A 24,700-nucleotide genomic window follows, 5' to 3' on the forward strand; every position below is an offset into this window, starting at 1 on the left:
GTATCGCCATGCCAAAGGCTCCCTCTTCGAGGGAGCTGGCAAAGCCGTCAGGCTTTGACTGAGGGAGTTCGTTCTAAACCCCACCCGTGAAAAATGCGTTTGGAGCGCTCCGCAGAGCGCGACAAACGCAAAACTTAAAATAATTCTTCCGCTGAAAATGGTCAGAGCGCCAGCGGAGACCATTCGAAATCATGCTTTTTTACGCGCTGCAACGTTCTATAACATAAAATTGCAACCAATTTGCAATTTGGTATTGCAATTGGGAAGGATATCGTGTATAATCTACCCTGCACGAAAATGCAAACTGATTGCAAATTGTTGAGAGACGACCCCCATGCGGGGCTTTGGAGCGATTATTTATGGAACTGTTTCTGGATGTTTTGGGCGAAACCTTGGTGGATACCGCCAAGATGTTGCCCTTTCTGTTTCTGGCCTATCTGCTGATTGAGTATATCGAGCACCGCCACGGCGAGCGCATCGAGGCGCTGCTGGCGGGCGGCGGGCGCTGGGGCGCTGTGCCGGGCGCGGTACTGGGCTGTGTGCCGCAGTGCGGCTTTTCGGCTATTGCGTCCAACTTCTACGCTTCCCGGGTCATCACGCTGGGCACGCTGATGGCAGTGTACCTTGCCACCAGCGACGAAGCCATCCCGCTGCTGGTCTCCATGCCGACCTACTGGGATAAGCTGGCTGTTCTGATGGTCATCAAGGTGGTGTACGCCATCGTGGTGGGCTTTGTGCTGGATTTTGTCCTACGGGGCGTGCTGCCCAAGGGTCTGCGGGGCGGCTACACCGGCCATGCGGACGAGGTGGACTGCCACGAGGAACACAGCGATGCCGAGGGCAACGAAAAGCCCATCTGGCAGGCAGCGCTGCGCCACACGCTGGAGATCTTTGTGTTCATCTTCGTGTTCAGTCTGGTGTTTGGCATGATCGTAGAGGGCGTGGGCGAGGACGTGTTTGCCGAGGTGCTGGGCGGCATGGGCTTCTTCCAGCCGGTGGTGGCGGCTCTGGTGGGCTTGATCCCCAACTGTGCCGCCAGCGTGCTGCTGACCCAGTTGTATGTGGAGGGTGCGCTGCGCTTTTCCAGCCTTGTGGCGGGGCTGTGCACCGGTGCGGGTGTGGGCTTGGCTGTGCTGTGGCGCGCCAACCCCTCGTGGAAGCAGAACCTCTTCATCACCGGCCTGACATGGGTCGCCGGTGCCTTTGTGGGCGTGGCGATGCAGGTGGTCGTGGCGGTGTTTGCCTGAAGATAAAAGTATTTTGGATTTCGGGACAGTGGAATGCCTGCGGGTATTCTGCTGTCCCATTTTTCTTTTCCCCCTCTCCCGCTGGACTTTGAAATGTGTTATACTGGGAGAAAACGATGCACACAGGAGAGATGACCATGCAATATAAGATTCTGGCGAGCGATTACGATAACACGCTGGTGCCCTTTGGAGAAGCAAAGCCCCGCCCGGCGGTGGTAAAGGCGGTAAAAAAACTGCAAGCCGCTGGGGGCAAATTCGTGCTCAGCACCGGACGCGCATACCCGGGAATCCGGGATAAAAACCAGCTGGGCGGCATCCGGTACGACTACGCCATTACCTGCAACGGTGCCTGCGTGGTGGACAGGCAGGGCAACGTAATAGCCGAGCATCCGCTTACCAGCGAGGAGATGTATGTGCTGGTGGATTTTTGCGAGGATTATAACTACCCGCTGCAATTCAACTTCCGGGATGCCTACTACGCCTACTGTGAGTACGAGTATCTGCACACCGGCTATCAGAGGATGAACAGCCCCGGGCTGGACTGCGTGGACGGCGAGGATCAGGACAGGCATCTGGTGGATATGCCCCACGCTGCCTTTGCCGCCATGCCGCCGCAGGAAGTGGAGCGCTTCCACGAAAAATACGGCTACCTTGGCCTGCACTGGATGCAGGTGGGCGCGCAGAACGCGGACGGCTACTGCTACTACGATATCGTGCGCGGCGGCATGGATAAGGGCGTAGGGCTTGCCGACCTGTGTGCACAGATGGGGCTTACGCTGGCGGATGCCGTGGCTGTGGGCGATTCTGCCAACGATGTGGGGATGCTGAAGGTCGCAGGTCTGAGCGCCTGCATGGCAAACGGCACCCCGGACGCCAAGGCCGCTGCCGACCGGATCATCGGGGATGTGCGGGAGGACGGCGTGGCGGCGCTGATCGAGGAGCTGTGGTTCGACGGCCCCCGTGCGGAGCCCTCCGGCAAAGATTTTGGCTCCGCATGGGGCAATATTGAAAGCGCAGGCGGCAGTTTATGAGCTTTGCACCGGTGTATGATGACCGCAGCCGGGCGCTGATCCTTGGTACATGGCCCAGCCCCAAAAGCCGGGAGATGGCCTTTTACTACGGCCACCCGCAAAATCGGTTCTGGCCGCTGCTGGCGGCGCTGACCGGGGAGCCGCTGCCCGCGCGGGAGGATATCGCCGCCAAAAAGCAGCTGCTTTTGCGCCACGGGCTGGCGCTGTGGGATACGCTGGAAAGCTGCACCATTACCGGCGCATCGGATGCCTCCATCCGGGATGTGGTGCCCAACGATATCGCCGGGCTGCTGCGCAAAGCACCCATCCGGGCGGTGTTCTGCAACGGTGCCACAGCCTACCGTATCTACACAAAATATCAGCAGCCGCTTACCGGCATCCCGGCTGTCCGTCTGCCCAGTACTAGCCCCGCCAACGCCGCCTGCAGCCCCGCCCGGCTGGAGGAGCTTTGGGGCGCTGCGCTGGCAGACTGGATCGTAAAATGATGACAAGGCTGTAAATTCTTTTGCGGGATACTTGCGTTTTTTTGCGGACGTTGTATTATGGATATCATAAGGGGCGCACTGCCCCGGACAAGGAGAAATGACCATGAGCAAGATCATCCGCACCCAAAAGCCCAGCGTGCTGCCTTTTTACGCCATGGCGCTGGTGTTCGTGGTACTGTGCGCGGTGCTGCCGGTATACAAATTATGGGCGCTGCTGGTGGCGCTGGGCGGTGCCGCCGTGGCCTTTGGCGTGGCAAAAAAGACCTGCCCGCCCCGGGTGGTGGAGCACGAGGTACCCTTCCACACCGGTGTGGAGGATGTGGACCAGATGCTGACCGATATCCAGCAGAAGCTGGACACTCTGCACGCGCTGAACGAGGCTTTGCCCGATCCGCAGCTGTCCGCCGCTATGACCCGCATGGAAAAGGCAGGACGTTCCATCGTGGAAGCCGTGGAAGCAAACCCCGCCAAGGCAAAGCAGGTGCGCCGGTTTGCCAACTACTATCTGCCGGACGCCGTAAACGTTTTGCAACAGTATGCAAAGCTTGCAAAGCAGGGTGTGCGGGGCGAGAACGCCGCCGCCATCCGCGCCGAGGTGGAGCACAACGCCGCCTCCATTGCCACGGCTTTTGAAAACCAGCTGGATGCCCTGTACGCGGCAGAGAGCATGGACCTGTCCGCAGACCTGACCGTTTTGCAGAATATGCTGAAGGGGCAGGGTTTGAGCAAGTAAAACCAGAATATCCCCTCGGGATTTTGAAAGGAAGGAATCACTTATGGCTGACAATACTCTGAATTTTGATCTGGATGCCCCCGCAGTGCCCACCCTGACGCTGGACCCCACCCCCGCCGCTGTGCCGCAGGAGGAAAAGCCCGCCGCTGCCTCCGCCCCGGAAGCACAGGTGAAGCTGACCCCAGAGGAGCAGGCCATGGTGGATCAGTTTGCCCAGAAGATCGATATCACCAACAGCCAGCAGGTGCTGCAATACGGCTCTGCCTGCCAGAAGAAGATCGGCGATTTTTCTGAAGCCGCTCTCTCCAAGGTGTCCACCAAGGATCTGGGCGAGGTGGGCGATATGATCACCGACCTCATCGGCGAGCTGAAGAGCTTTGACGCCAACGAGGAGCAGCAGAAGGGCATCATGGGCTTCTTCAAGAAGAAAACCAGCCAGCTGGAGGCCCTCAAGACCAAGTACGACAAGACCGAGACCAACGTGGAAAAGATCCAGTCCATGCTGGAAGCCCATCAGGTGCAGCTGCTCAAGGACATCGCCATGCTGGACAAGATGTACGAGCTGAACATGGCCTACTTCAAGGAGCTGAGCATGTATATCCTTGCCGGCAAGAAAAAGCTGGCCGATGTGCGTGCCAACGAATTGCAGCAGGCTATGGACAAAGCCAAGGTCTCCGGTCTGCCGGAGGATGCACAGGCCGCCCGCGACCTTGCCGATCAGTGCGAGCGCTTTGAGAAAAAGCTGTATGATCTGGAGCTGACCCGCAACATCAGTTTGCAGATGGGGCCCCAGATCCGTCTGCTGCAAAACAACAATACCATGATGGCAGAAAAGATCCAGTCCACCATCGTGAACACCATCCCGCTGTGGAAGAACCAGATGGTGCTGGCACTGGGTCTGGCACACAGCCAGCAGGCCATGCAGGCCGAGCGCGCTGTGACCAACATGACCAACGATCTGCTGAAGAAGAACGCCGAGGCGCTGAAGCTGGGCACCATCGAGACCGCCAAGGAGAGCCAGCGCGGCATCGTGGATATCGAGACCCTGCAGCAGACCAATAAGAGCCTGATCGAGACGCTGGACGAACTGAACAAGATCCAGAGCGAGGGCCGCGCAAAGCGCGTTGCCGCCGAGCAGGAACTGACCCGCATCGAGGACGAGCTGAAAACCAAAATGATGGAGATCCGGAGCTGAAATGGCAAACGCTGATTTTTCTCAGAACAAACAAACCGCTCCCGGCGGCTTTGACGCGGGCAGCTACCGCGAAAAGGCAAAGCCGGAGCAGGCCGTAAGGCTGACGCCCCGCCAGCAGAAGCTGGCCGCACTGGAAGCAAAGCTGCCCGCAGCGCTTTCCACCCGGGCGGCGGCGCTGGCTTTGAGCATAGTGGTAATGCTGGCCGCTTTTTTCGGTTTTGGCAGCGCCAAGCTGCGCGGCAAATACAACATCGCCCGCCAGTGGTTCACCGCAGGGGTCGCCGCTGACAACGGTTATAACCTGAGCGAGGAACTGACCACCCGGGAAAATACGGCGGCGAACATTCTGACCACCGCCTCCAACACCCTTGGCGCAGACAGTGCCGAGGTGCTGGCTGCACAGACGGCGCTGAACGATTTCTCCGCTTGTCTGCAGGCGGTGCAGAACGGTGGCAAAAGCCAGACGCTGACCTCGCTGCCCTACTATCAGGGCAGCACGATGCACGCGCTGTATCAGGCCGACCAGGCGCTGGGCGCTGCCATCGACCAGCTGTATGCAAAGTTGCAGGAGCAGGCCGCCGACCCCATGAAGATGGGCGCAGTGCAGGGGCAGTACGGCCAGTTCAACAGCGCAGCCACCATCATTGGCACCTTGCAGTACAATACGGCGGTGTATGAATATCAGAAGGATGTCGGCGGCTTCCCGGCCAGTGTGCTGGGAGCTTTGTCCGGCGTGAAGGAGGTTGAGCCCTTCGCATGAAAAACTTTGCAAAACGCATCAGCGCACTGGTGCTGGCTGTGGTAGTCAGCGCGGCAGTGCTGTGCCCTGCGGCCTTTGCCGCCCAGCTGCCCAGCCTGCCCAAGGATCAGTGCGTGGTGGATGGTGCCGGTGTGCTGAGCAGCAGCACCGTGCAGACCATCACCGAACTGAACGCCCAGTTGGAATCCAGTTGCAGCGGCGCGCAGATCGGTGTACTGACTGTAGAATATACAGGCAATGATTCCACGGAGGATTACGCAACACAGGCTTTCAACGCATGGGGCATCGGTTCCTCCTCCAACAATAACGGTGTTCTGATTCTGCTGGTGATGGAGTCGGCGCAGTATGCAGACGGTGACTACTACCTGACCTATGGCGACGGTTTCCGCAACACTACGCTGGCAAAACAGTCCAGCGCCATCGCCCAGACCATGGAAGATCAGTTCGCCGCAAAGGATTATGACGGCGCGGTGACCACCTGTGCCCGCAACGTGGCAAACACCATCGCGGATATCTACGGCGTCAGCCTTTCCGGCGGCACCGGTAACGGCAGCACCGTGCAGCCCGGCTATCAGGGCGAGCAGAGCAGCGGCGGCAGTGCCCTGACCGACATCCTGACCCTTGTGGTCAGCGTTGTGCTGCTCATTGTCATTATCCGGTCGATGGCCTATGTTTTTGCCAGCCCCTGCGGCTGGCTGTGGTGCTTCGGCGGGCCGCGGCCTCCTCGCAGACGTCGCGGCCCGCCGCCGCCCCCACCGGGCGGCTTCTACGGCGGCTCCCGTGGCCCTCGGCCTCCGCGCGGCGGCTTTGGCGGCATGGGCGGTGGCTCCTTCGGGGGCGGTGCCGGGCGCGGCGGTTTCGGCGGCGGCAGCTTTGGCGGCGGCTTCGGTGGCATGGGCGGTGGTTCCAGCCACGGCGGCGGCGGTGGCCGTGGGCGGTAATGAGAATAAAAAGAGAAAGGCGGTGGCGCTTTACCACTGCCTTTCTCTTTTTTATGCCTTTTATCGTGAATGAAATTCATTTGACAAAACAATTTTCGTAACTTATACTGGATGACATCACGAAAAAATAAAGGAAGTATCTGTCATGCTGACTCTGGATAAGATCTACCACGCCGCCTTTGTGCTGAAGGACGTGGCGAGAAAGACCGACCTCATTGAAGCCCCCAAGCTGTCCAAGGACTGCCAGCTGTACCTCAAGACCGAGAACCTGCAGGCCACCGGCAGCTTTAAGGTGCGGGGCGCTTATTATAAGATCAGCCAGCTTTCCGAGGAGGAGAGCGCCAAGGGCGTCATTGCCTGCTCTGCGGGCAACCATGCGCAGGGTGTGGCGCTGGCGGCTACCCGGCGCGGCATCCGCAGCATCGTCTGTATGCCGGACGGCGCGCCCCTGATGAAGGTGGAGAACACCAAAAATCTGGGCGCAGAGGTCTGCCTTGTGCCTGGCACCTACGACGAAGCCCACGACAAGGCCGTGCAGCTGCAAAAGGAGTACGACATGACCTTTATCCACCCCTACGATGACGAGCAGGTCATCGCCGGGCAGGGTACGATCGGTCTGGAAATCCTTGACCAGCTGCCGGATGTGGACGCTGTGGTGGTGCCGGTGGGCGGCGGCGGACTGATCTCTGGCATTGCCTTTGCCATCAAGACTCTGCGCCCGGAGGTCAAGGTGTACGGCGTACAGGCCGAGGGTGCCCCCAGTATGTACCGCAGCCTGCACGAGCACAAGTACCAGACCCTGAAAGCTGCCTCCACCTTTGCGGACGGCATTCAGGTCAAGACCCCGGGCGAGTTGACCTATCAGCTGTGCGAGCAGTATGTGGACGATATCGTTACCGTGACCGAGGACGAGACAGCGGCGGCCATCCTCTCCCTGATGGAGAACCAGAAGCTGGTGGCCGAGGGTGCAGGCGCTGTGCCGGTGGCAGCAGTACTGTTCCACAAGCTGCCGGTGGAAGGAAAAAAGGTGGCCTGCGTCATCTCCGGCGGCAACATTGATGTGAACATCCTAAACCGCGTCATCACCCGCGGTCTTGTCATGAGCGGGCGCAAGGCAAACCTGACCATCGCACTGGAGGACAAGCCCGGCCAGCTGAAAAAGGTGGCCGAGGTGGTATCCCGCTGCGGCAGCAACGTGGTGTCGGTGCAGCACGATGGCTCCGACCCCAATATGCCCATCTCCAGCTGCTTCCTCAAGCTGACGCTGGAGACCCGCGATGCTGCCCAGATCGAGCAGATCCGCACCGAGCTGACCAAGGCCGGCTTCCAGCTGGTCAGCGAAAGAGTATAATAAAGATAATGGACGATTTGGAATAGCCGACGCGTTCGCTCTGGCTATATTCAGCGGAAATTTTATTTTTATATTTGCAATCCAGAAAAGCCTGCGGGCTTTTCTGGATTGCCTTTTCACGAGAAAGGCCATGGTCGAAACGGCAGCGATTGAGATGCCGCTTCATGTGCCGACCCCTTCGGTGAAAAATGCGTTTGTCGTGCCCCGCAGGGCACGACAAACGCAAAATAAAAAAGAATGATTCCGCTATTTATGGCCAGAGCGAAGCGGAGGCCATTCTAAATTGTGATTTTATAACAAAGGAGAACTGCTACTATGAAAGTCGTATCTACTACCAACGCACCTGCCGCCATCGGCCCTTACAGTCAGGCACTGGATCTGGGCAACATGGTGTTTGTGTCCGGGCAGATCCCGGTAGACCCCGCCACCGGCACCATGGCCGATACCGTGGAGCAGCAGGCCGCACAGAGCCTTGCCAACCTGAAGGCGATACTGGCCGAGGCCGGGCTTTCCATGAACAACGTGGTCAAGACGGTGATCTTTTTGGCCGACATCAACGATTTTGCCGCAGTGAACGCAGAGTACGCCAAGGCCTTTGCCGAGCCGTTCCCCGCCCGCAGCTGCGTGCAGGTGGCAGCCATCCCCAAGGGTGCAAAGCTGGAGATCGAGTGCATCGCTGTGCGGGACTGAGCGAAAAATAAGACAAGAAAAGCGGGACACCGGAGCATCTGCGGATGCTTTGGTGTCCCGCTTTTTGGCATCATATTCGGAAAACCGATTTTTACTTCTGCACACCGGCCTCGCACTGCTCGATGAATTGCTTGGCCACCCGGGGGCTGCGGCCACCGGCACGCAGGGCGAAGGCCTCAGCCTTGAGCAGCAGCTGCTCGGTGGGCATCTGGATGTTGTGCTGCTTTGCCAGCTCTTTCAGAATGGTCTCGAACCGTGCCTTTTCCGGCCGCTGGAAGGTGACCGTAAGGCCGAACCGGGCGGAAAGGCTCATCAGCTCCTGCCGGGTGTCGGCTTCATGGATGTCGTCGCCGGTGCGGTCCGAGAGGGTCTCCTTGATGAGGTGGCGGCGGTTGGAGGTGGCGTACACCGCAATGTTCTGGGCGCGTCCGCCTACGCTGCCCTCCAGAATAGCCTTCAGGGCGGCAAAGTTGTCGTCGTTGGCGGTAAAGCTCAGGTCATCAATGAACAGGATGAACTTGAGCGGGTTTGCCGCCAGCTTGTCCATCAGGTCGGGAATCTGGTACAGCTGGTTCTTTTTTACCTCTACCAGCCGCAGCCCCTCGGGCGCAAACTCGTTGGCAATGGCCTTTACCGCGCTGGATTTGCCGGTACCGGCGTCGCCGTACAGCAGCACATTGTTGGCGGGCATCCCGGCCAGTAGCGCCTTTGTGTTGGCGATCACCTTTTCCCGCTCCTTCTCGTAGCCGGGCAGCTCGGAAAGGCGCTGCGGGTCGGGGTACTTTACCGGCACAAGCTGGCCGTTCTCCACCGTGAATACATGGTGCTTTGCAAACATACCGTAGCCCTTTTTGCCCACCTCGCTCATGCGCTGGGCGTAGGCGGCGGCAAGGTCGAGCTCACAGGTCTGCCACCGGGGCAGAAAAGCCAGTTCCGGCCGCTGCGCCTGCTCCGAGTAGGCGGTCTGGAACAGCTCGTCCAGCGTCAGCCCGCACAGCTGCTGCAAAAACTGTAGCTCGCTGTCCAGGGCGCTTTGCAGCAGCGCGTCCAGCTGCCCGGCAGCGGCCTGCCGCACGCAGATGGTCTCGGCCTCCAGCACAGCATTGCTCAGGTAGCTGCCCCAGTTGGTGGTGTATTCGAATAGCGCAGCCTCAAAGGCGGCTACAGCATCGCACACCGGGCCGTAGGAGGAGCAGCCCGCCTCCATGCGGTTGGTCAGGTCTAAAAGCCTTGCCACAACAGGGTCGTTCAGCAGGGTGCGGAACACAACAAGCCCATGCAGATGGGCATTCCATTCTCTCAGTTTCATCGGTCGATCCCTTTTCCTCTCCATTAGCACATACCCTACAAAACGCAGGTACGCGGATATCAAAAGTATACAGCGGTTCGGGTGTGGATGCAAGGGGGTGTTAAAAATGCTTCATCTTTGGGCTGATTCAGGTTACAAATTGTCGATTGACAAAAGCCCGGTTTATAGTATAATTTACATCAACAAATGCGCAGATGGGAAAAAGTACCACACGATCCCCACTGTTCAGAGAGCTGCCGTCTGGTGCAAGGCAGTCAGCGTTTCGTGCGGAAAATCATCCCGGAGCAGCCTGCCCAACGGGTGCAAAACCCTTGTAAGCAGCGCCGGTTGCAGCCGTTACCGTGCAGGGCTTTGTTGGAAGCCCGTGAGAGGGTGTGCACAGCACGCCAACGAGAGTGGTACCGCAGAGAGCTTGATGTTACAAGGTCTTTGTCTCTTGAAAGAAGCAGGGGACAAGGGCTTTTTCTTTTTCAAAAGCTCTCCCTGAGGGAATGGATAAGAAGTGGAACAGGAATAGGAGCAACACCATGCAGTTGAATGGTTCTCAGATCTTTGTAGAGGTCCTGTGCGAGCAGGGAGTGGACACTCTTTTTGGCTACCCCGGCGGCGCTGTGCTGAACCTTTATGACGAGCTGTATAAGAATGCCGACCGCATCACCCATGTGCTTACCGCCCACGAGCAGGGCGCAGCCCATGCCGCGGACGGCTACGCCCGCGCCACCGGCCGCACCGGCGTGGTGCTGGCTACCAGCGGCCCGGGTGCCACCAATCTGGTCACCGGCATTGCCACCGCCTATATGGACTCGGTGCCCATGGTGGCCTTTACCGGCAACGTGCCCACCAGCAGTATCGGCAAGGACGGCTTTCAGGAAGCTTACATCGAGGGCATCACGGTGCCCATCACAAAGCATAACTTCACGGTGCGCCGGGTAGAGGACTTGGCTGACACCATGCGGGCAGCTTTCCGCATTGCGCAGAGCGGCCGCAAGGGCCCGGTGCTGGTGGATATCCCCAAGGACGTGACCGCAGCAGTGTGCGAGTTCACCCCAAAGCAGCCGGAGCCCATCCGCACCGTGACTACCTATAATGAGGAGCAGGTGCACTGGGCGGCAGACCTCATCAACGCTGCCCAGCGTCCGCTGGTGTACTTTGGCGGCGGCGTGCGCAGCGCAGCCAGCTGCCAGCCGTTGCGGGATCTGCTGCACAAGGCGGAGATCCCCGCCACCTACACCCTGATGGCCGCAGGCGTTGTGCCCTATGGCGACCCGATGAATCTGGGCATGCTGGGTATGCACGGCTGCTACACCTCCAACCGGGCGGTGGCAGAGTGCGATGTGCTCATCGCGGTGGGTACCCGCTTTTCTGACCGCGTGGCGCTGAACCCCAAGACCTTTGCCAAAAACGCCACCATCATCCAGATCGATATTGATGCCAGCGAGCTGGGCAAGAACGTGGATGTGGATCTTTCCATCGTGGGCGATGCAGCCTATGTGCTGAACGCCATGCTGCCCCAGATCAAGCCCGCCAAGCACCCGGAATGGATGAAGATGATCCAGAGCTGGCAGGCACAGGATTACCACCCTGTGTCCGACCCTACCCGGCTGATGCCCCATCAGGTCATCGGCGAGGTGTGCAACCAGTGCGGCCCAGACGCCGTGTATGTTACCGATGTGGGTCAGCACCAGATGTGGGCGGCGCAGTACCTGCGCCACACCAAGAGCCGTGGCTTTATCACCAGCGGCGGCCTTGGCACCATGGGCTTTGGCTACGGTGCCGCCATTGGTGCCCAGATGGCACTGGGACGCCAGCAGCGTGTGGTGATGTTTACCGGTGACGCCTCCTTCCACATGAACCTGAACGAAGCCTGCACCGCCGTCAGCTACGAGCTGCCCATCATCACGGTCATCTTCAACAACTCGGTGCTGGGCATGGTGCGCCAGTGGCAGACCAGCTTTTACGGCAAGCGTTACAGCCAGACCGACCCCCACCGCAAGACAGATTTTGTCAAGCTGGCAGACGGCTTTGGCCTGAAGGGCTACCGCTGCACCAATCTGCCGGAGTTTCAGGAAGCCTTTGCAGATGCCTTGCAGCAGAAAGGCCCCACTTGGATCGAGTGCATCATTGACAAGGACGAAAAGGTGCTGCCCATGATCCCCGGCGGCGGCGATATCAACGACATCATCATGGAATAAGGAGGACACAGCATCATGGAATCTGATCAGCGCAGGGTCATCAGCCTGCTGGTGGACAACCAGAGTGGCGTTCTGGCCCGGGTGTCCAGCCTGTTCTGCCGCCGCGGCTTCAATATCGACAGCCTTACGGTGTCCGCCACCAACGACCCGGCAGTCAGCCGCATCACGGTGACCATTACCAGCGACGAAAAGGCTTTGCAGCAGCTGGTATTGCAGACCGAGCGTCTGGAAGTCACCCGGCAGGTGTTCGTGCTGGACAGCGAAAAAGCGCTGGAGCGGGAGCTGCTGCTGCTCAAGGTAGAATCGGACGTGCACAACCGCACAGAGCTGCGGGAGATCGCCTGCATCTATAAGGCAAAGATCATTGATCTTTCCCCGGACAGCATGGTGTTTGAGCTCATCGGCCGGCCGGACAAACTGGATGCTTTTCTGAAAATGTTCGAGGGCTACAACATCCTTGAGCAGTGCCGCACCGGCGTTACTGCACTGGAGCGCGGCGGGATGCACCAGCATATCCAGAAGCCGCCGCAGGAGGTGCGCTCCGTCCAGCTGCCCCCGCCGGGCGCAAAACGGGCATAAATCACATTGCTTTTCCGCTCAGGGTGAGCGAAAGATAGAACAGAGCATACAAGACCGGAAGATAAACCAACCAGAAAAGGTAAAAGGAGACTAACGATTATGGCTATCAAGAAATACTACGATTCCGACTGCAACCTCGGCGTGCTGGACGGCAAGACCGTCGCTGTTATCGGCTTCGGCAGCCAGGGTCATGCACACTCTGAGAATCTGGCTGAGAGCGGCGTCAACGTTGTGGTCGGCCTGCGCAAGGGCTCTGCCCACTGGGCAAAGGCTTCTGAGTTCGCTGCCACCCACGAAAACTTCAAGGTGATGGAAGTGGAAGAGGCTGCCAAGGCCGGTGACGTTGTCATGATGCTGGTGCCCGACGAGCTGTGCGCCGATATCTACAACACGCAGGTGGCTCCCTACATGACCGAGGGCAAGGCACTGGCCTTTGCACACGGCTTCAACATCCACTTCAAGACCATCACCGCCCCCAAGAACGTGGACGTCATCATGATCGCTCCCAAGGGCCCCGGCCACATCGTGCGCCGCCTGTACACCGAGGGCGAGGGCTGCCCCTCTCTGATCTGCGTGGAGCAGGACTACACCGGTAAGGCCAAGGACATTGCTCTGGCTTATGCTTCCGGCATCGGCGCAGGCCGTGCAGGCATCCTGCAGACCACCTTCAAGGAGGAGACCGAGACCGATCTGTTCGGCGAGCAGGCCGTGCTGTGCGGCGGTGTTTCCGAGCTGATCCACGCCGGCTTCGATACGCTGGTGGAGGCTGGCTACGAGCCCGAGATGGCCTACTTTGAGACCTGCCATGAGATGAAGCTGATCGTTGACCTGATCAACGAGGGCGGCTTCTCCAAGATGCGCTACTCCATCTCCAACACCGCTGAGTACGGCGACTACCGCACCGGCAAGCGCCTGATCACCGAGGAGACCCGCAAGGAGATGAAGAAGGTTCTGACCGAGATCCAGGACGGCACCTTTGCTTCCGAGTTCCTGACTGAGATGAGCCCCAAGGGTGGCCGCAAGGTGCACTTCCTTGCCAAGCGCCGTATGGAGGCCGAGCTGCCCATCGAGAAGGTGGGTGCCGAGCTGCGCGGCATGATGAGCTGGCTGAAGAAGTAATGAACTCCCCCAGTTGCCTGCGGCGACAGCCTCCTCAAAGAGGGAGCCTTTTGTCTGACCGCAGCGTGAAGCCTCCCTCCGTGAGGGAGGTGGCATCGCGCAAGCGATGACGGAAGGAGTTCAGCCAAAAGCTGCTTTTAAAACTAAGAAAGGCTCCCTCCTTTGGGAGGGGGTCTTTTGTTATAAGGAAAAGAGGAACAAACCATGAGAAGTGACAACGTGACCAAGGGCTCGGAGCGCGCGCCCAACCGCAGCCTGTTTTATGCACTGGGCTACACCCCGGAGGAGCTGGAACGCCCCCTCATCGGCGTGGTGAGCGCTCACAGCGAGATCGTGCCCGGCCACATGAATCTGGATAAGATCGCCGAGGCTGTCAAGGCCGGTGTGCAGATGGCCGGCGGTACCCCCATCCTGATCCCCGCCATCGGTGTATGCGATGGCATCGCCATGGGTCATGTGGGCATGAAGTACTCTCTGGCCTCCCGTGAACTGATCTGCGACAGCGTGGAGACCATGCTGATGGCACACCAGCTGGACGGCCTTGTGCTGGTGCCCAACTGCGATAAGATCGTGCCCGGCATGGTGATGGCAGCGGTGCGCATGGATGTGCCCGCTGTGGTCTGCTCCGGTGGTCCCATGCTGGCCGGTACTTACGGCGGCGAGGAAGTGAGCCTTTCCAAGATGTTCGAGGCCGTAGGTGCCTATAAGGCCGGTATGATCACCGACGAGCAGCTGGAGGATTGCACCTGCAACTGCTGCCCCAGCTGCGGCAGCTGCTCCGGTATGTATACCGCCAACAGCATGAACTGCCTGTGCGAGGCCATCGGCATCGCCCTGCCCGGCAACGGCACCATCCCGGCTGTGTACTCCAAGCGTTTGCAGCTGGCAAAGCACGCCGGTATGGCCGTGATGGAGATGGTGCGCAAGGGCATCACCGCGCGCCAGATCATCAACGAGCGCTCCATCCGCAACGCACTGACCTGTGATATGGCGCTGGGCTGCTCCACCAACACGGTGCTGCACCTGCTGGCCATCGCCTACGAGGCCGGTGTGCCCATCGACCTGAAGCTGTTCAATGAGATCAGCGCCAAGACCCCCAACCTGTGCCATCTGGCACCGGCAGGCCCCACCCACATGCCGGATCTGTACGCGGCGGGCGGCATTCCGGCAGTACAGGCAGAGCTGGCAAAGAAGGGCCTGCTGGACTTGGATGTGCCCACCGTCACTGGCAAGACCCTTGGCGAGAACATCAAGGGCGCCCATATCCTGAACGAAAAGGCCATTCGTCCCATCGAGAACCCCTACTCTGAGACCGGCGGTCTGCAGATCCTGTGGGGCAACATTGCCCCGGACGGCTGCGTTGTCAAGCGCAGCGCTGTCGCCCCGGAGATGCAGCAGCATTCCGGCCCGGCGCGGGTGTTCAACAGCGAGGAGGAAGCCATTGCCGCCATCTACGCGGGCAAGATCGTCCCGGGCGATGTGGTGGTCATCCGCTACGAAGGCCCCAAGGGCGGCCCGGGCATGCGGGAGATGCTCAACCCCACCTCTGCGCTGGCTGGCATGAAGCTGGATAAGACGGTGGCGCTCATCACCGATGGCCGCTTCTCCGGCGCCTCCCGTGGTGCCGCCATCGGCCACGTCAGCCCGGAGGCAGCCTCCGGCGGCCCCATCGGCCTGATCGAGGAAGGGGATACCATCACTATCGACATCCCCAACGCCTCCATCACGCTGGAGGTCAGCGATGCAGTGCTGGCTGAGCGCAAGGCAAAGTACGTTGCGCCGGAGCCTAACATCAAGACCGGCTGGCTGAGCCGCTACGCCCGCATGGTCACCAGTGCAAATCTGGGTGCGGTGCTGAAATAAACGTAACGAAAGCGCCTGTTGTGCGGATGCACAACAGGCGCTTTTGTCACTCTCCGTATTTCATGAACATGGCGCGGACGGTGAGGATGATGATCTTCCAGTCCACCCAGAAGCTACGCTCCTGGATGTATTTTAAATCCAGCGCCACCCACTCGTCAAAACTCATCTCGTTGCGGTGGGGTGCGATCTGCCAGTAGCAGCTCAGCCCGGGGGTGACGTACAGTCGCTGGCGCTGGTAGTCGCTGTACAGCTCTACCTCCCGGGGTAGTGCAGGGCGCGGTCCCACGATGCTCATATCGCCCCGCAGCACGTTGAGCAGCTGGGGTAGCTCGTCCAGACTGGTCTTGCGCAGAAAACGTCCCACCCGGGTAATGCGGGGGTCGCCCTTGATCTTGAACACCGGGCCGTCCATCTGGTTCAGCTTCAACAATTCGTTCAGCCGCTTCTCAGCGTCCGGGCACATGGTGCGGAACTTATACAGCCAGAACAGCTTGCCGTCCCGTCCTACCCGCCGCTGCCGGAAAATGGCTCCGTCTCCGGGGCTGTCCAGCACGATGGCAAGACTGATCACCAGCGCCAGCGGCGCAAGCAAAATCAGCGCCAGCAGGGAGAATACGATGTCCTGTGCACGCCGCAGCACCCAGTAATGCCGATGGCCGCGCAGCATTTTTTCCCGGTCGATAAAAATTTGCGGGGCGGCGCTGATTGTTGACTCCATGCAATGACCTACTCCTGCCTGTAAAATCTTTACATTATTTTAACATAAAACAGGATGCAATTCAACCAGATAAAGCGCGGCGGACGGGGGCAGAAAGTATGCTGAAAAAAGTGCCGAAAAAGTGAAAAAAGGTAGTTGACAAAACCCCTTTCTCATGCTAAAATAAACAAGTCGTCCGGCAAACGGATGCACAACAACTGAATATGGGCGTGTTCCCGAGTGGCCAATGGGGACAGACTGTAAATCTGCTGCTTTCAGCTTCGGTGGTTCGAATCCACCCGCGCCCACCAAACAAGAAAAATCCGAACCTATTTCCGATTGGAGAAGGGTTCGGATTTTTCGTTTTCTTCGGGTACAACAACGAAGGCTCCCGTGGACGGCGCAAAATCCCGATACCTTGTCATAGACCGTAAGCCGATAACAAGATTTGGAGGATGCGATTATGAAGTACGATGAAAGAGTCTGCAAATTCAACATGGACACTGGCTGCGTGGAACTGCTGCTCCGGGATGGGAGAATGATCTCCATTGATTGCACCGGGGTCGAGGATGCGCTGGATGTGACAATGGCGCAGAGGTCGGAGCTGGATTATCTCATCTACAATGACCCGCTGGGCTATGCCGATTTGATTTTGAACGGTGACCCGGAGGAATATTTGAAAAATGCAGCCGGGAGCCATGGGCTAGAAGATTAAGGGCAAAAAAATAAGAGGTGCGCCCAACTGGACACACCTCGGCGAGATACATCTATGTAAGGCAGGGCGTTCCCTTTACCGGGAGCGTCCTGCTGTTTTTATGCTGCAACAGGCAAGGCTTGTAGAGCTTCCTGCTCTTTCAGCCATTCCTCATATTCACGCTGGCCTTCCTCGCTGTTGAAAAACTCAACCATGGAGGGATAAAAGCAACGTGCAAGGGTTTTGATTGCTTCATCCGGGTAGCCGGATTTGTTCGACTTCTTCTTTTTGTTCAAGTGGTATCCTCCGAAACTCAAAGTTCCATATCCTGCCCACGCTTGCGGTTTCGCTGCGGCACATTCATGGTGCGCTCCTGCTTGGGGGCAAGAATCTTTTCCAGAAAGCCACGCACCAGTTCGGGCGCACGGTGGAGAGCATCCAGATAGGGTTTCACGTCGTACCACAGGTCGTGGTACTTGTTGCTCCAACGAACGGCCTCTTTCTTGGCGGTGGAAAGTTCTTCTTTCAGGCGGCGGTTCTCCACATCCATCATATAGCCGTGGTCGGCTTGCTTTTTCAGCTTGGAAAACTCTTCTTCGGTCAGCGAATAGTTGCCGAGAAAGGTGCGCTTACCAATATAATCCAGATCGCGCGCATGAATGAGGGCTTCTTTTGTGAGCGTGACCTTTTTCTGCACAGCGGCAAGTTCCTTTTCGGTCTTGGAGAGGGTTTTGTTGGTTTGGGTGAGGTGCTGCTCTTTCTGGTCAATCTGGGCGGTCAGAGTGTCCAGTCGCTCCTGCTCCCGCTGGACTTTGAACTGGGTGACGGTCAGGTGTTCTTCAGTGCTGCCACGCTCACCGCGCTCTACATCCGTATACCCGGCGTTGCGCATATAGTGGAAGAAATCGTCTTGCAGGACACTGTACGACTTCTTCAGGACTGGCTTGCCGCTCTTTTGCAGGACAGGCTTTCCGGCATCGTCCAGCAGGGGCTTGGAAGCCCACTTCTTGCTTCGGCTGACCTGCATGACGGTCTCCTTGACTGTGCCGACCAGTGCCTTGTCCTGGCAGCGTTTCGACCAGAGGATCTGCTTTTCCACCACAGGCACATAGACCACATGGAGATGATAGTGGTAGACCTCCCGGCCCAGTGCTTCGGTCATGGCACGGTTGATCTCATCGGCGTGCATGACAGCCGAGAGGATATACTGCTCACCACCCACGATTTGCACAGCAGCTTTGTAGGCATCCGCATAGAACTGCTTGGCGAACTCGTAGCCACCGTGATTGTCAAAATAGGCCGAGTTGACATCAAAGACAAGTTCACAGTAGTGGGTAGCATCCGGCTTCAGGCCGCGCGTTGAAATCGTACCAGCGGTTTCCAGTTGGGCGAACAGGTCAGTGTAGCGGGCGGTTGGCTTTTTGAAGTGGACGTTCCATGCAGCGCGCTGGGGGATAATGTCGGGGTTCCGATAACTGTCCTTTTCGCGCTCGTTGTGCTGCTGGGTGTTGCCAACGGCTTTGTCTGAAACGGCGAGATTTCGGACACTGGTGCGGTCAATACCATCATTTCTTGCCAAAGGGCATCCCTCCTTTCGGGGTTCAGAGGAAGGTGACGGGGACGGAGATGCACTTCTTCGGAAGTGTAATAACCCACTATAACACTTTCATCCCTATGGTCTGCAAAGTGTAGTGGGCTCTTCGAGGACTCTCCGAGGGGGAACGTCTCCTGCGGGAGAGTTAATCGAGTTCACGTTTGCGAAGCAATGAAAGCCCCAGTGGGGCTTTTAAGTGACCGAACGGTCTTGCGCCAGCAAGATGGAGGGGCCTCGCCCCGACAAGTTCGCACAATGCGAACTTGATTGCTCCGTACGCATCTGAAAAAATTGCGTACGGACTTCAAATAACCCGTACGGTCTGTACGACGTACGGAAATGTGAAATATAAACGATAACACGTTTTAATTTGCTTTAATTCGCCGTACGGGTGCGTACAAGTACAGACCGTACAGGTTGTACAAACTTCTTCCGTGAAAAAATGCACTTTTTACGGGCAGGGGTGGACAAGCGGTTCGATGCCCACGAAACCACGCACCCTGCGGCCACCGGGCAGGGCGATGTTATGTGTTGCACCAGAGTACCCCAAAGTGGGAACTCTGGTGTTTTTTGCCTTGTGCCTGAATATACGGAAAATTTTGCAGAAAGAGCAAAAAAGCGGCAAAACTGCAACGGAAAAAGAAAAAAGCCCTTACTGGTTGCAGATTTGCAACAGCAAAGGCAGAGAGGAAAACGTATATTGAACAAAACGGCAGAGCGTATTATAATGAGGAAAAAACTCAAAAAGGAGGGCCGACCACATGGCACAGGAATATCTGCCCGCACCATCCAACGTCCGTCTTGCGGACTTGATGAAAGAGCACAACATCAGCCAACCGGAGCTTGCCAAGGAAATCGGCTGCTCCAAAAGCACCATCAGCCGCTTCATCAGCGGCGCAAAAGGGACGCTGACCCATGAGCAGGTGCTGAAGATTGCAAGGCTGTTCAACGTATCTACGGATTTCCTGCTGGGAGAAACCAACATCCCTGACCGCAAAAATTACGACATTGCCGAACTGGGCTTGTCCGTTGAAGCCGCAAGGAACCTCTACACAGGGCGTGTCAATACAGAGGTGGTCAACCTGCTGTTGGAAAACGCCCGCTTTGCAGAGCTTACTTACCGCATAGCGCAGTATTTTGATGATACCTTTGCTTCCGGCATCGCAGCACAGAACGCCATGCTCACGACATTGAGCACTCTGCTGCGCACAAAGGTCAAGACCCCGGAAGCAGCCAAAGCCGCAAAGGACATCAGCCTTCGGAGAAAGCCAGTGCATCAAGGCGACCTTGATGATATTGAAATGTACTTCATGGCAGCGGTCAAGGAGATCAAAAAGGGCATCGGGAGCCATTACGCCGAGCAGGAAGCCATGAGCAAGAAAGTGGCAGAGAAAATGTTCACCGAATTGACCAAAGGGCAGGATGTGCAGCACCCAACGATTACGGCAGAGCAGTTGACAGATGCAATGTTGGACAGCGTTTCGGGTATGGAAGGAGCCACACCGGAAGCACTGGAACAGCTGCGAAGCGGTCTGTTGGAAATCTTGCAGTCTGCCGCAGAGCAGGAAAACGCCCATGAAGCAGACGAATGAACGGCTTTGTGCGCTGGCACAGAAAGGCGATGCTGCCGCGCTGGACAGCCTGATCGACAACAACAAGTCCTTTATTGGCAAGGTGGCAAATGACCTTTTTCGCAGCATGAATCTGGCACAGGCTGGCCTGAACCTTGACACGGACGATTTGAAACAGGCGGGCAATCTGGGCTTGTGGAAAGCTGTGCCGAAGTTCGATGCAGCGCGCGGCATGAAGTTCCTGACCTACGCGGCTCCTGCCATCCGCAATGCCATGATGGACATGGTGCGGGATGCCTTTACTGCTTTTGAGCAGCGGATGGTAACGGAAGACAAGGACGGCATCTGTTACCAGCGTGTTTCGCTGGATGATGTTCTGCCGGGAGAGGAACAACTGCGGCGCATTGAAGCCATAGCCGACCCCTACGCCATGCAGCCGCAGATCATTATGGAGGAGCAGGAATCGCGCCGGGAACTGTACGATGGTCTGAAACGGCTGACCCAGCGGGAGCAGACCTACCTGCTGTACCGCTATGGCTTCACTGATGGCGAAGAGCATCCACTGATCGGCACGGCGATATACTTTCACCTGACAAAAGGCCGCGCCAAAAAGACGGAGGAACAGGCCATGGATAACCTGTGGCTGGAACTGCCGTGGTGGTTTCTTTGAATAAAAAGAAAAAAATCGTGATTGTGCTACAAGCTTTCTGGAAATTTATGTGCAACCATACGATTTTGAAAAAAATTGTGGACGGATGAAATAAAGCGGGCTTAAATTTCGTTGTTTTAAAAAGGATTTGTAAGAACTTCTTTTAGAACGTATATAGGAGGCCTTTTTATGTTAGAACAATTTTTCAAATCACAAGTTGCAGCTGTTTCTGACCCCTACCAGTGCAATCGCATCACGGATGCGTTGGCGGCTGCGGGAATCAAGTTCTATTGCAAAACTAAAGATGTCAATCGGCGTAATACGTTCGATCAGGCAAGAATTGGAACTCTAGGTATAAAACCAAAGTATATCACAGAGATATTTGTAGACAAAGAAAATGCAGATATGGCACTGCATATTGTACACACGCTAAAGTAAAGTCTGCGATATCATAGTTCTTACAGCGTGATATGTTTTCAGTTGACTGGAGAAAAACATGAAAAGAATTTGCATTGGACTTTTGACCGCACTAGGGTGTATTGCTGTAGCTACGGCGTTGATTGTTCGGCCATTTAGCAAAAAATCCATCCAGTCTTATGTACTGCGAAATCAGGATGAGCTGACAAACTATGCGCGGAAAGTGATAGAAGAACATCCAATGGGACCGCTAGAGTGGAATGGATGGAAAGTATATTATTACGCAGATGATATGGTGGAATTTTGTACAGGCTCTTTCGGGCTCATTCCGAGTACTACATATAAGGGCTTTTACTATTCTGAAGATGATGAACCACATGGCTTTCAAGATGTTCCGGTTGAGTTTGTAAAAAGTGGAAATGGATGGTCGTGGGCAGAATCAGAAGGTGATAATACACAATATACTGAACGAATTGCAGCACATTGGTATTGGTATGAAGCAAAATTTTAGAAGTCGGAGAACCTGAAGTTATGTATAACAATAGACGAAATAACCGATTTAGTATATTTATTGCCGCTATTATTGTAAGCCTGCTGGTTCTTCTCACAGGATGCGCATCTACCAAGAAGGAAACTGATTTAGCTAAGCCCGTTGCAGAGGATAGCTCAAATCCAGTCACTTTAACAGTCTACCTTACCGCTCACTATGCAAATCCTGATACACATTGTCCTATCTATGAAAAACTGCTAGATTATCAAAAAGAGAACCCGAATATCACAATACAGTTCATATCGCCAAAAGAGGGTGATACCGCAGAGCGTGAGGCAGAGATTCATCAGCTAAATACGGAAATCCTTTCAGGCAAGGGTCCCGACCTTTTTATTATGGAAGGAAACCGATTGACGAATGTTAATCTATTTCCAGATATTGAAAAGAGTATGATGAATGGAGCTTTTCTCGATCTTACCGATGTAATGGATTCAAACGAATTCACAGCAGAGAATTTTTATATGCCTCTTTTAGATGCTGGAAAACTAAAAGGAAAACAGTATATTTTACCTTTGTGCTTTTCAGTTCCAGCTCTGACAAGTGCAGAAAGCGTTCTGAAAGACAGCGGATTTGATATGCAAGCCGCATCAAAAAGCCTTGCGGCCACGATGGATGAACTGCTGCGCGTCTACAAGGAAAAACCAATGCTGGTTGTGATGGACTTTAGCATGACAAGCGCGTTATCGCAGCCAATTATCGATTACAAGAATCACACTATTAACTTGGACACAGTTAGTTGTCGGCAAACATTAGCATACGAGAAAGAATTCCGTACGGGTGAAATTTCTTATGAGATGCAAAATGGTTTGTTTGACAGTTTCAATCCAGAAGTAGTCCAAGATTATTTTGCAAACGGTGAACCTTTTGCTAGTCTTGACCCAAGCTATATGACGGTGGGACTTCTTCGGCAGTGTGCAGCTCTTGGAATCAAAACCGTAACACTTCCCATTCCCAATGAGCTAGGCGGTGTTACTGCTGAAATCGGTTCTTACGCAATGGGAAATCGAAACACAAAGCATCCAGCAGAGGTAAAAGCACTTTTAGCTTATCTTCTTAGTGAAGAATGCCAGTCGAGTTCGGCGTTTGCAGATAAAGATATGTTTCCTGTCCGACGTGGATGTCTTAAAAAATGTATGGAAGCACAATATCAATTCAGTGTCTATGATGCATCCCATGAAAAAATAGGGCAAGAAGATATTGAAAACCGAAAAGAGATGTATGGTGACAATTTGACTGATGCACAGCTAGATCAACTTGAAACAATATGTGACAAGATCAATGCAGCGCAATATCACACAATTTGGTACCGTGCCTTGCAGCTTGATCAAAGTGAGGATGGCGGAAATCTTCTAAGCGAAACGATGGTTCAGTATTGGAATGATGAAATTACCCTTGATGAGCTTGTTGATCAACTTACTCCGCGGCTCAAATTGTACCTTGATGAATAAAATGAAAAAGAATCTTCAGAACAATATCCTTCTTCTGCCGGCACTTATTGCCGGATTTTTTTGCTATCTGTTTCCAATCTTGATTGCTTTTGGGAAAAGTTTCTTTCTTGGAACAGGAACTGATTTTGTCGGCATACAAAATTATGTGGATCTTTTTGAAAATGAGGCATTTTCACTCGCTGTTAGAAATCTGTTTCATTTGTGGGCTATTATTATACCCGTCAATTTGGTTATTGGCATTTTCATTGCGGAAGTTTATATAAAGTTCCGACAAGAAAAACTTTGTCTGTTCTTCCTTGTTCCTTCAATACTTCCGGCAGCTTGTGTTGTGACAATTGCATCAAGCATCTTACAAAAGTCTCCCAGCCAGTGGGGTGAAACACCATTTGCATTTTATGTGTTCCTTGTAATTGTATTATGGAAAACTCTGGGATTCTCAATTTTAATTTTTATGGTTGCTATGAAATCCATTGAATCCGAGATCATAGATGCCGCCATGCTAGATGGAGTCAACCCTTTACAATGTTTTTGGTACATAAAGCTTCCAATAATAAAGAGTTCTTTATTGATTTGTGGAATCTTGACGATTTACAATAGCTTTCGATGTTTCCGTGAAGCCTATTTGATTGGAGGAAGTCATCCGAATGAACAATTATATAGTATTCAGCACTTTCTACAAAACAATTTTATGAATATGAACTATGCACGACTGGAAGCGGCATCTGTTTTGGTTGTGCTTTTTGTTGGGGCCGTTGTGCTGATCGGAATGTACTTGGCAAGAAAAAAGAGGAATAACTGATGAACCCACGAAAAGAAGCTACATATAGGATGTTATCTTTGATAGCTGCTGTGATTTTTGTGCTGCCATGCGTATTTCTTGTTTTCCCGACATTTGATATAAACCCAGATGACTTGTGGCAGATGGATTCTCTGATGGAATTCATTTGCGCCTATAAAAATACCGCGATTCTTGCAATTGTCGGAGTGCTTATTCAAATTGTGATTGCACTGCCTGCAGGTTATGCGATTGCCAGAATCCCATCTCCGAAAGCGCAGACATTTTTTCTTTTGACCTGTGTTTTCTTTTTGCTTTTGCCGCAGCAAGCACTTATGCTCCCTCAATATCTGGTTCTGATGAATATTGGATGGTTGGATTCCCTGAAAGGGCTATTGATAATGACGGCTTTCCAGCCTTGGATGATTTTACTCTTTTGGTTCGCAGCAAAAAGAATTGACAGTAGCCTGTTCGATTCAGCAATTTGTGACGGCGCAAGCAACTGGGTGCTTTTTAGGAAAATTTATGCTCCAATTGTACGACCGTATGTTATGATTGCGGCATTCCTTTCTATCGCTGAGAGCTGGAATCTTTTGGAACAACCCATGACATTTTTGCAGAGCAAAGAAAAGTATCCGCTCTCTATGATTTTGATGCAGCTTTCAACGGATAATGCTGAATTAAAAAATGTCCTATGTTTGCTCTTTGCGATTCCGCTGATGATTTTGTTCGGTACAATGGTAAAAAAGATAATCGATACGTGAAAAATAAGAATGACTAGCTTGATTTCATTTCAGCAACAGGGTGGAT

Annotated in this window: 25 protein-coding genes, 1 tRNA gene and 1 other annotated feature; of the genes, 22 read left to right on the top strand and 4 right to left on the bottom strand. The window is 55.0% G+C overall.

The window, feature by feature from the left end:
• Positions 1 to 359 precede the first annotated feature (359 nt).
• The 9 genes from WMO44_RS08280 (at position 360) to WMO44_RS08320 (ending at position 8,433) form a co-directional block, all read left to right on the top strand.
• Complete coding sequence (locus WMO44_RS08280) at positions 360 to 1,247, top strand: putative manganese transporter (protein ID WP_349152310.1); 888 nt, start codon at positions 360 to 362, stop codon at positions 1,245 to 1,247.
• Positions 1,248 to 1,384: 137 nt separating this feature from the next.
• Entirely contained in the window at positions 1,385 to 2,278 is an 894-nt protein-coding gene (locus tag WMO44_RS08285; protein WP_349152311.1) for an HAD family hydrolase, read from the top strand.
• Positions 2,275 to 2,763, top strand: a complete 489-nt coding sequence (locus WMO44_RS08290) for a DNA-deoxyinosine glycosylase (RefSeq protein ID WP_154251703.1) — start codon at positions 2,275 to 2,277, stop codon at positions 2,761 to 2,763. The genes WMO44_RS08285 and WMO44_RS08290 overlap by 4 nt, the downstream gene beginning before the upstream one ends.
• Before the next feature lie 103 nt (positions 2,764 to 2,866).
• Positions 2,867 to 3,496, top strand: coding sequence for a 5-bromo-4-chloroindolyl phosphate hydrolysis family protein (locus WMO44_RS08295; protein ID WP_015537494.1), 630 nt, complete (start codon positions 2,867 to 2,869; stop codon positions 3,494 to 3,496).
• A gap of 43 nt (positions 3,497 to 3,539) precedes the next feature.
• Positions 3,540 to 4,691, top strand: coding sequence for a toxic anion resistance protein (locus WMO44_RS08300; RefSeq protein ID WP_349152312.1), 1,152 nt, complete (start codon positions 3,540 to 3,542; stop codon positions 4,689 to 4,691).
• A 1-nt stretch (position 4,692) separates the two neighbouring features.
• On the top strand, positions 4,693 to 5,451 hold the full coding sequence (locus tag WMO44_RS08305; protein ID WP_349152313.1) for a LemA: 759 nt from the start codon (positions 4,693 to 4,695) through the stop codon (positions 5,449 to 5,451).
• Complete coding sequence (locus WMO44_RS08310; RefSeq protein ID WP_349152314.1) at positions 5,448 to 6,392, top strand: TPM domain-containing protein; 945 nt, start codon at positions 5,448 to 5,450, stop codon at positions 6,390 to 6,392. Before WMO44_RS08305 ends, WMO44_RS08310 begins: the two co-directional genes overlap by 4 nt.
• Positions 6,393 to 6,537: 145 nt before the next feature.
• Positions 6,538 to 7,743 (top strand): threonine ammonia-lyase, encoded by a 1,206-nt coding sequence (gene ilvA, locus WMO44_RS08315; RefSeq protein WP_249240646.1) that lies wholly within the window; start codon positions 6,538 to 6,540, stop codon positions 7,741 to 7,743.
• Between the two features lie 315 nt (positions 7,744 to 8,058).
• Entirely contained in the window at positions 8,059 to 8,433 is a 375-nt protein-coding gene (locus tag WMO44_RS08320) for a RidA family protein (RefSeq protein WP_055186970.1), read from the top strand.
• 91 nt (positions 8,434 to 8,524) lie between these two features.
• On the opposite strand, the gene WMO44_RS08325 is transcribed toward WMO44_RS08320, so the two are convergent.
• On the bottom strand, positions 8,525 to 9,742 hold the full coding sequence (locus tag WMO44_RS08325) for an ATP-binding protein (protein WP_349152315.1): 1,218 nt from the start codon (positions 9,740 to 9,742) through the stop codon (positions 8,525 to 8,527).
• Between the two features lie 182 nt (positions 9,743 to 9,924).
• Positions 9,925 to 10,182 (top strand) — a binding site (T-box leader).
• 87 nt (positions 10,183 to 10,269) lie between these two features.
• Here WMO44_RS08325 and ilvB point away from each other — a divergent pair.
• From ilvB to ilvD, 4 genes are all read left to right on the top strand, one after another.
• A complete protein-coding gene (gene ilvB, locus WMO44_RS08330) occupies positions 10,270 to 11,934 on the top strand; it encodes a biosynthetic-type acetolactate synthase large subunit (RefSeq protein WP_112121381.1) in 1,665 nt (554 codons plus the stop codon).
• 15 nt (positions 11,935 to 11,949) lie between these two features.
• Positions 11,950 to 12,513 (top strand): acetolactate synthase small subunit, encoded by a 564-nt coding sequence (gene ilvN, locus WMO44_RS08335; protein ID WP_349152316.1) that lies wholly within the window; start codon positions 11,950 to 11,952, stop codon positions 12,511 to 12,513.
• 99 nt (positions 12,514 to 12,612) lie between these two features.
• Positions 12,613 to 13,632 (top strand): ketol-acid reductoisomerase, encoded by a 1,020-nt coding sequence (ilvC, locus tag WMO44_RS08340; protein ID WP_097779242.1) that lies wholly within the window; start codon positions 12,613 to 12,615, stop codon positions 13,630 to 13,632.
• Between the two features lie 204 nt (positions 13,633 to 13,836).
• Complete coding sequence (gene ilvD / locus WMO44_RS08345) at positions 13,837 to 15,495, top strand: dihydroxy-acid dehydratase (RefSeq protein WP_249251252.1); 1,659 nt, start codon at positions 13,837 to 13,839, stop codon at positions 15,493 to 15,495.
• A gap of 46 nt (positions 15,496 to 15,541) precedes the next feature.
• Here ilvD and WMO44_RS08350 read toward each other — a convergent pair whose 3' ends face one another.
• Positions 15,542 to 16,213: a sugar transferase gene (locus WMO44_RS08350; protein ID WP_055186966.1), complete on the bottom strand. Its 672-nt coding sequence runs from the start codon at positions 16,211 to 16,213 to the stop codon at positions 15,542 to 15,544.
• Positions 16,214 to 16,418: 205 nt separating this feature from the next.
• On the opposite strand from WMO44_RS08350, the gene WMO44_RS08355 reads away from it, so the two are divergent.
• Positions 16,419 to 16,503: transfer RNA gene (locus WMO44_RS08355), tRNA-Tyr, on the top strand.
• Positions 16,504 to 16,655: 152 nt separating this feature from the next.
• On the top strand, positions 16,656 to 16,907 hold the full coding sequence (locus WMO44_RS08360; RefSeq protein ID WP_349152317.1) for a DUF6061 family protein: 252 nt from the start codon (positions 16,656 to 16,658) through the stop codon (positions 16,905 to 16,907).
• A gap of 98 nt (positions 16,908 to 17,005) precedes the next feature.
• Here WMO44_RS08360 and WMO44_RS08365 read toward each other — a convergent pair whose 3' ends face one another.
• Together WMO44_RS08365 and WMO44_RS08370 are read right to left on the bottom strand one after the other, a co-directional pair.
• Positions 17,006 to 17,182, bottom strand: a complete 177-nt coding sequence (locus WMO44_RS08365; RefSeq protein WP_223387700.1) for a hypothetical protein — start codon at positions 17,180 to 17,182, stop codon at positions 17,006 to 17,008.
• Between the two features lie 17 nt (positions 17,183 to 17,199).
• Positions 17,200 to 18,465, bottom strand: coding sequence for a plasmid recombination protein (locus WMO44_RS08370; RefSeq protein WP_349152318.1), 1,266 nt, complete (start codon positions 18,463 to 18,465; stop codon positions 17,200 to 17,202).
• A 776-nt stretch (positions 18,466 to 19,241) separates the two neighbouring features.
• On the opposite strand from WMO44_RS08370, the gene WMO44_RS08375 reads away from it, so the two are divergent.
• From WMO44_RS08375 to WMO44_RS08405, 7 genes are all read left to right on the top strand, one after another.
• Positions 19,242 to 20,072 carry a helix-turn-helix domain-containing protein gene (locus WMO44_RS08375; protein WP_349152319.1) on the top strand — a complete coding sequence of 277 codons (831 nt, stop codon included), beginning with the start codon at positions 19,242 to 19,244 and terminating at the stop codon, positions 20,070 to 20,072.
• A complete protein-coding gene (locus tag WMO44_RS08380; RefSeq protein WP_349152320.1) occupies positions 20,056 to 20,721 on the top strand; it encodes a sigma-70 family RNA polymerase sigma factor in 666 nt (221 codons plus the stop codon). The genes WMO44_RS08375 and WMO44_RS08380 overlap by 17 nt, the downstream gene beginning before the upstream one ends.
• A gap of 168 nt (positions 20,722 to 20,889) precedes the next feature.
• Complete coding sequence (locus tag WMO44_RS08385; RefSeq protein ID WP_097776517.1) at positions 20,890 to 21,138, top strand: hypothetical protein; 249 nt, start codon at positions 20,890 to 20,892, stop codon at positions 21,136 to 21,138.
• 58 nt (positions 21,139 to 21,196) lie between these two features.
• Positions 21,197 to 21,628 carry a hypothetical protein gene (locus WMO44_RS08390; protein ID WP_143405465.1) on the top strand — a complete coding sequence of 144 codons (432 nt, stop codon included), beginning with the start codon at positions 21,197 to 21,199 and terminating at the stop codon, positions 21,626 to 21,628.
• A gap of 20 nt (positions 21,629 to 21,648) precedes the next feature.
• Complete coding sequence (locus WMO44_RS08395) at positions 21,649 to 23,115, top strand: ABC transporter substrate-binding protein (RefSeq protein WP_349152321.1); 1,467 nt, start codon at positions 21,649 to 21,651, stop codon at positions 23,113 to 23,115.
• A gap of 1 nt (position 23,116) precedes the next feature.
• Positions 23,117 to 23,914 carry a carbohydrate ABC transporter permease gene (locus WMO44_RS08400; protein ID WP_349152322.1) on the top strand — a complete coding sequence of 266 codons (798 nt, stop codon included), beginning with the start codon at positions 23,117 to 23,119 and terminating at the stop codon, positions 23,912 to 23,914.
• On the top strand, positions 23,914 to 24,654 hold the full coding sequence (locus WMO44_RS08405) for an ABC transporter permease subunit (RefSeq protein WP_349152323.1): 741 nt from the start codon (positions 23,914 to 23,916) through the stop codon (positions 24,652 to 24,654). The genes WMO44_RS08400 and WMO44_RS08405 overlap by 1 nt, the downstream gene beginning before the upstream one ends.
• The last annotated feature ends 46 nt before the right edge of the window (positions 24,655 to 24,700 follow it).

It is taken from the genome of Faecalibacterium tardum (assembly GCF_040096515.1).
GTDB classification, from domain to species: Bacteria; Bacillota; Clostridia; order Oscillospirales; family Ruminococcaceae; genus Faecalibacterium; species Faecalibacterium tardum.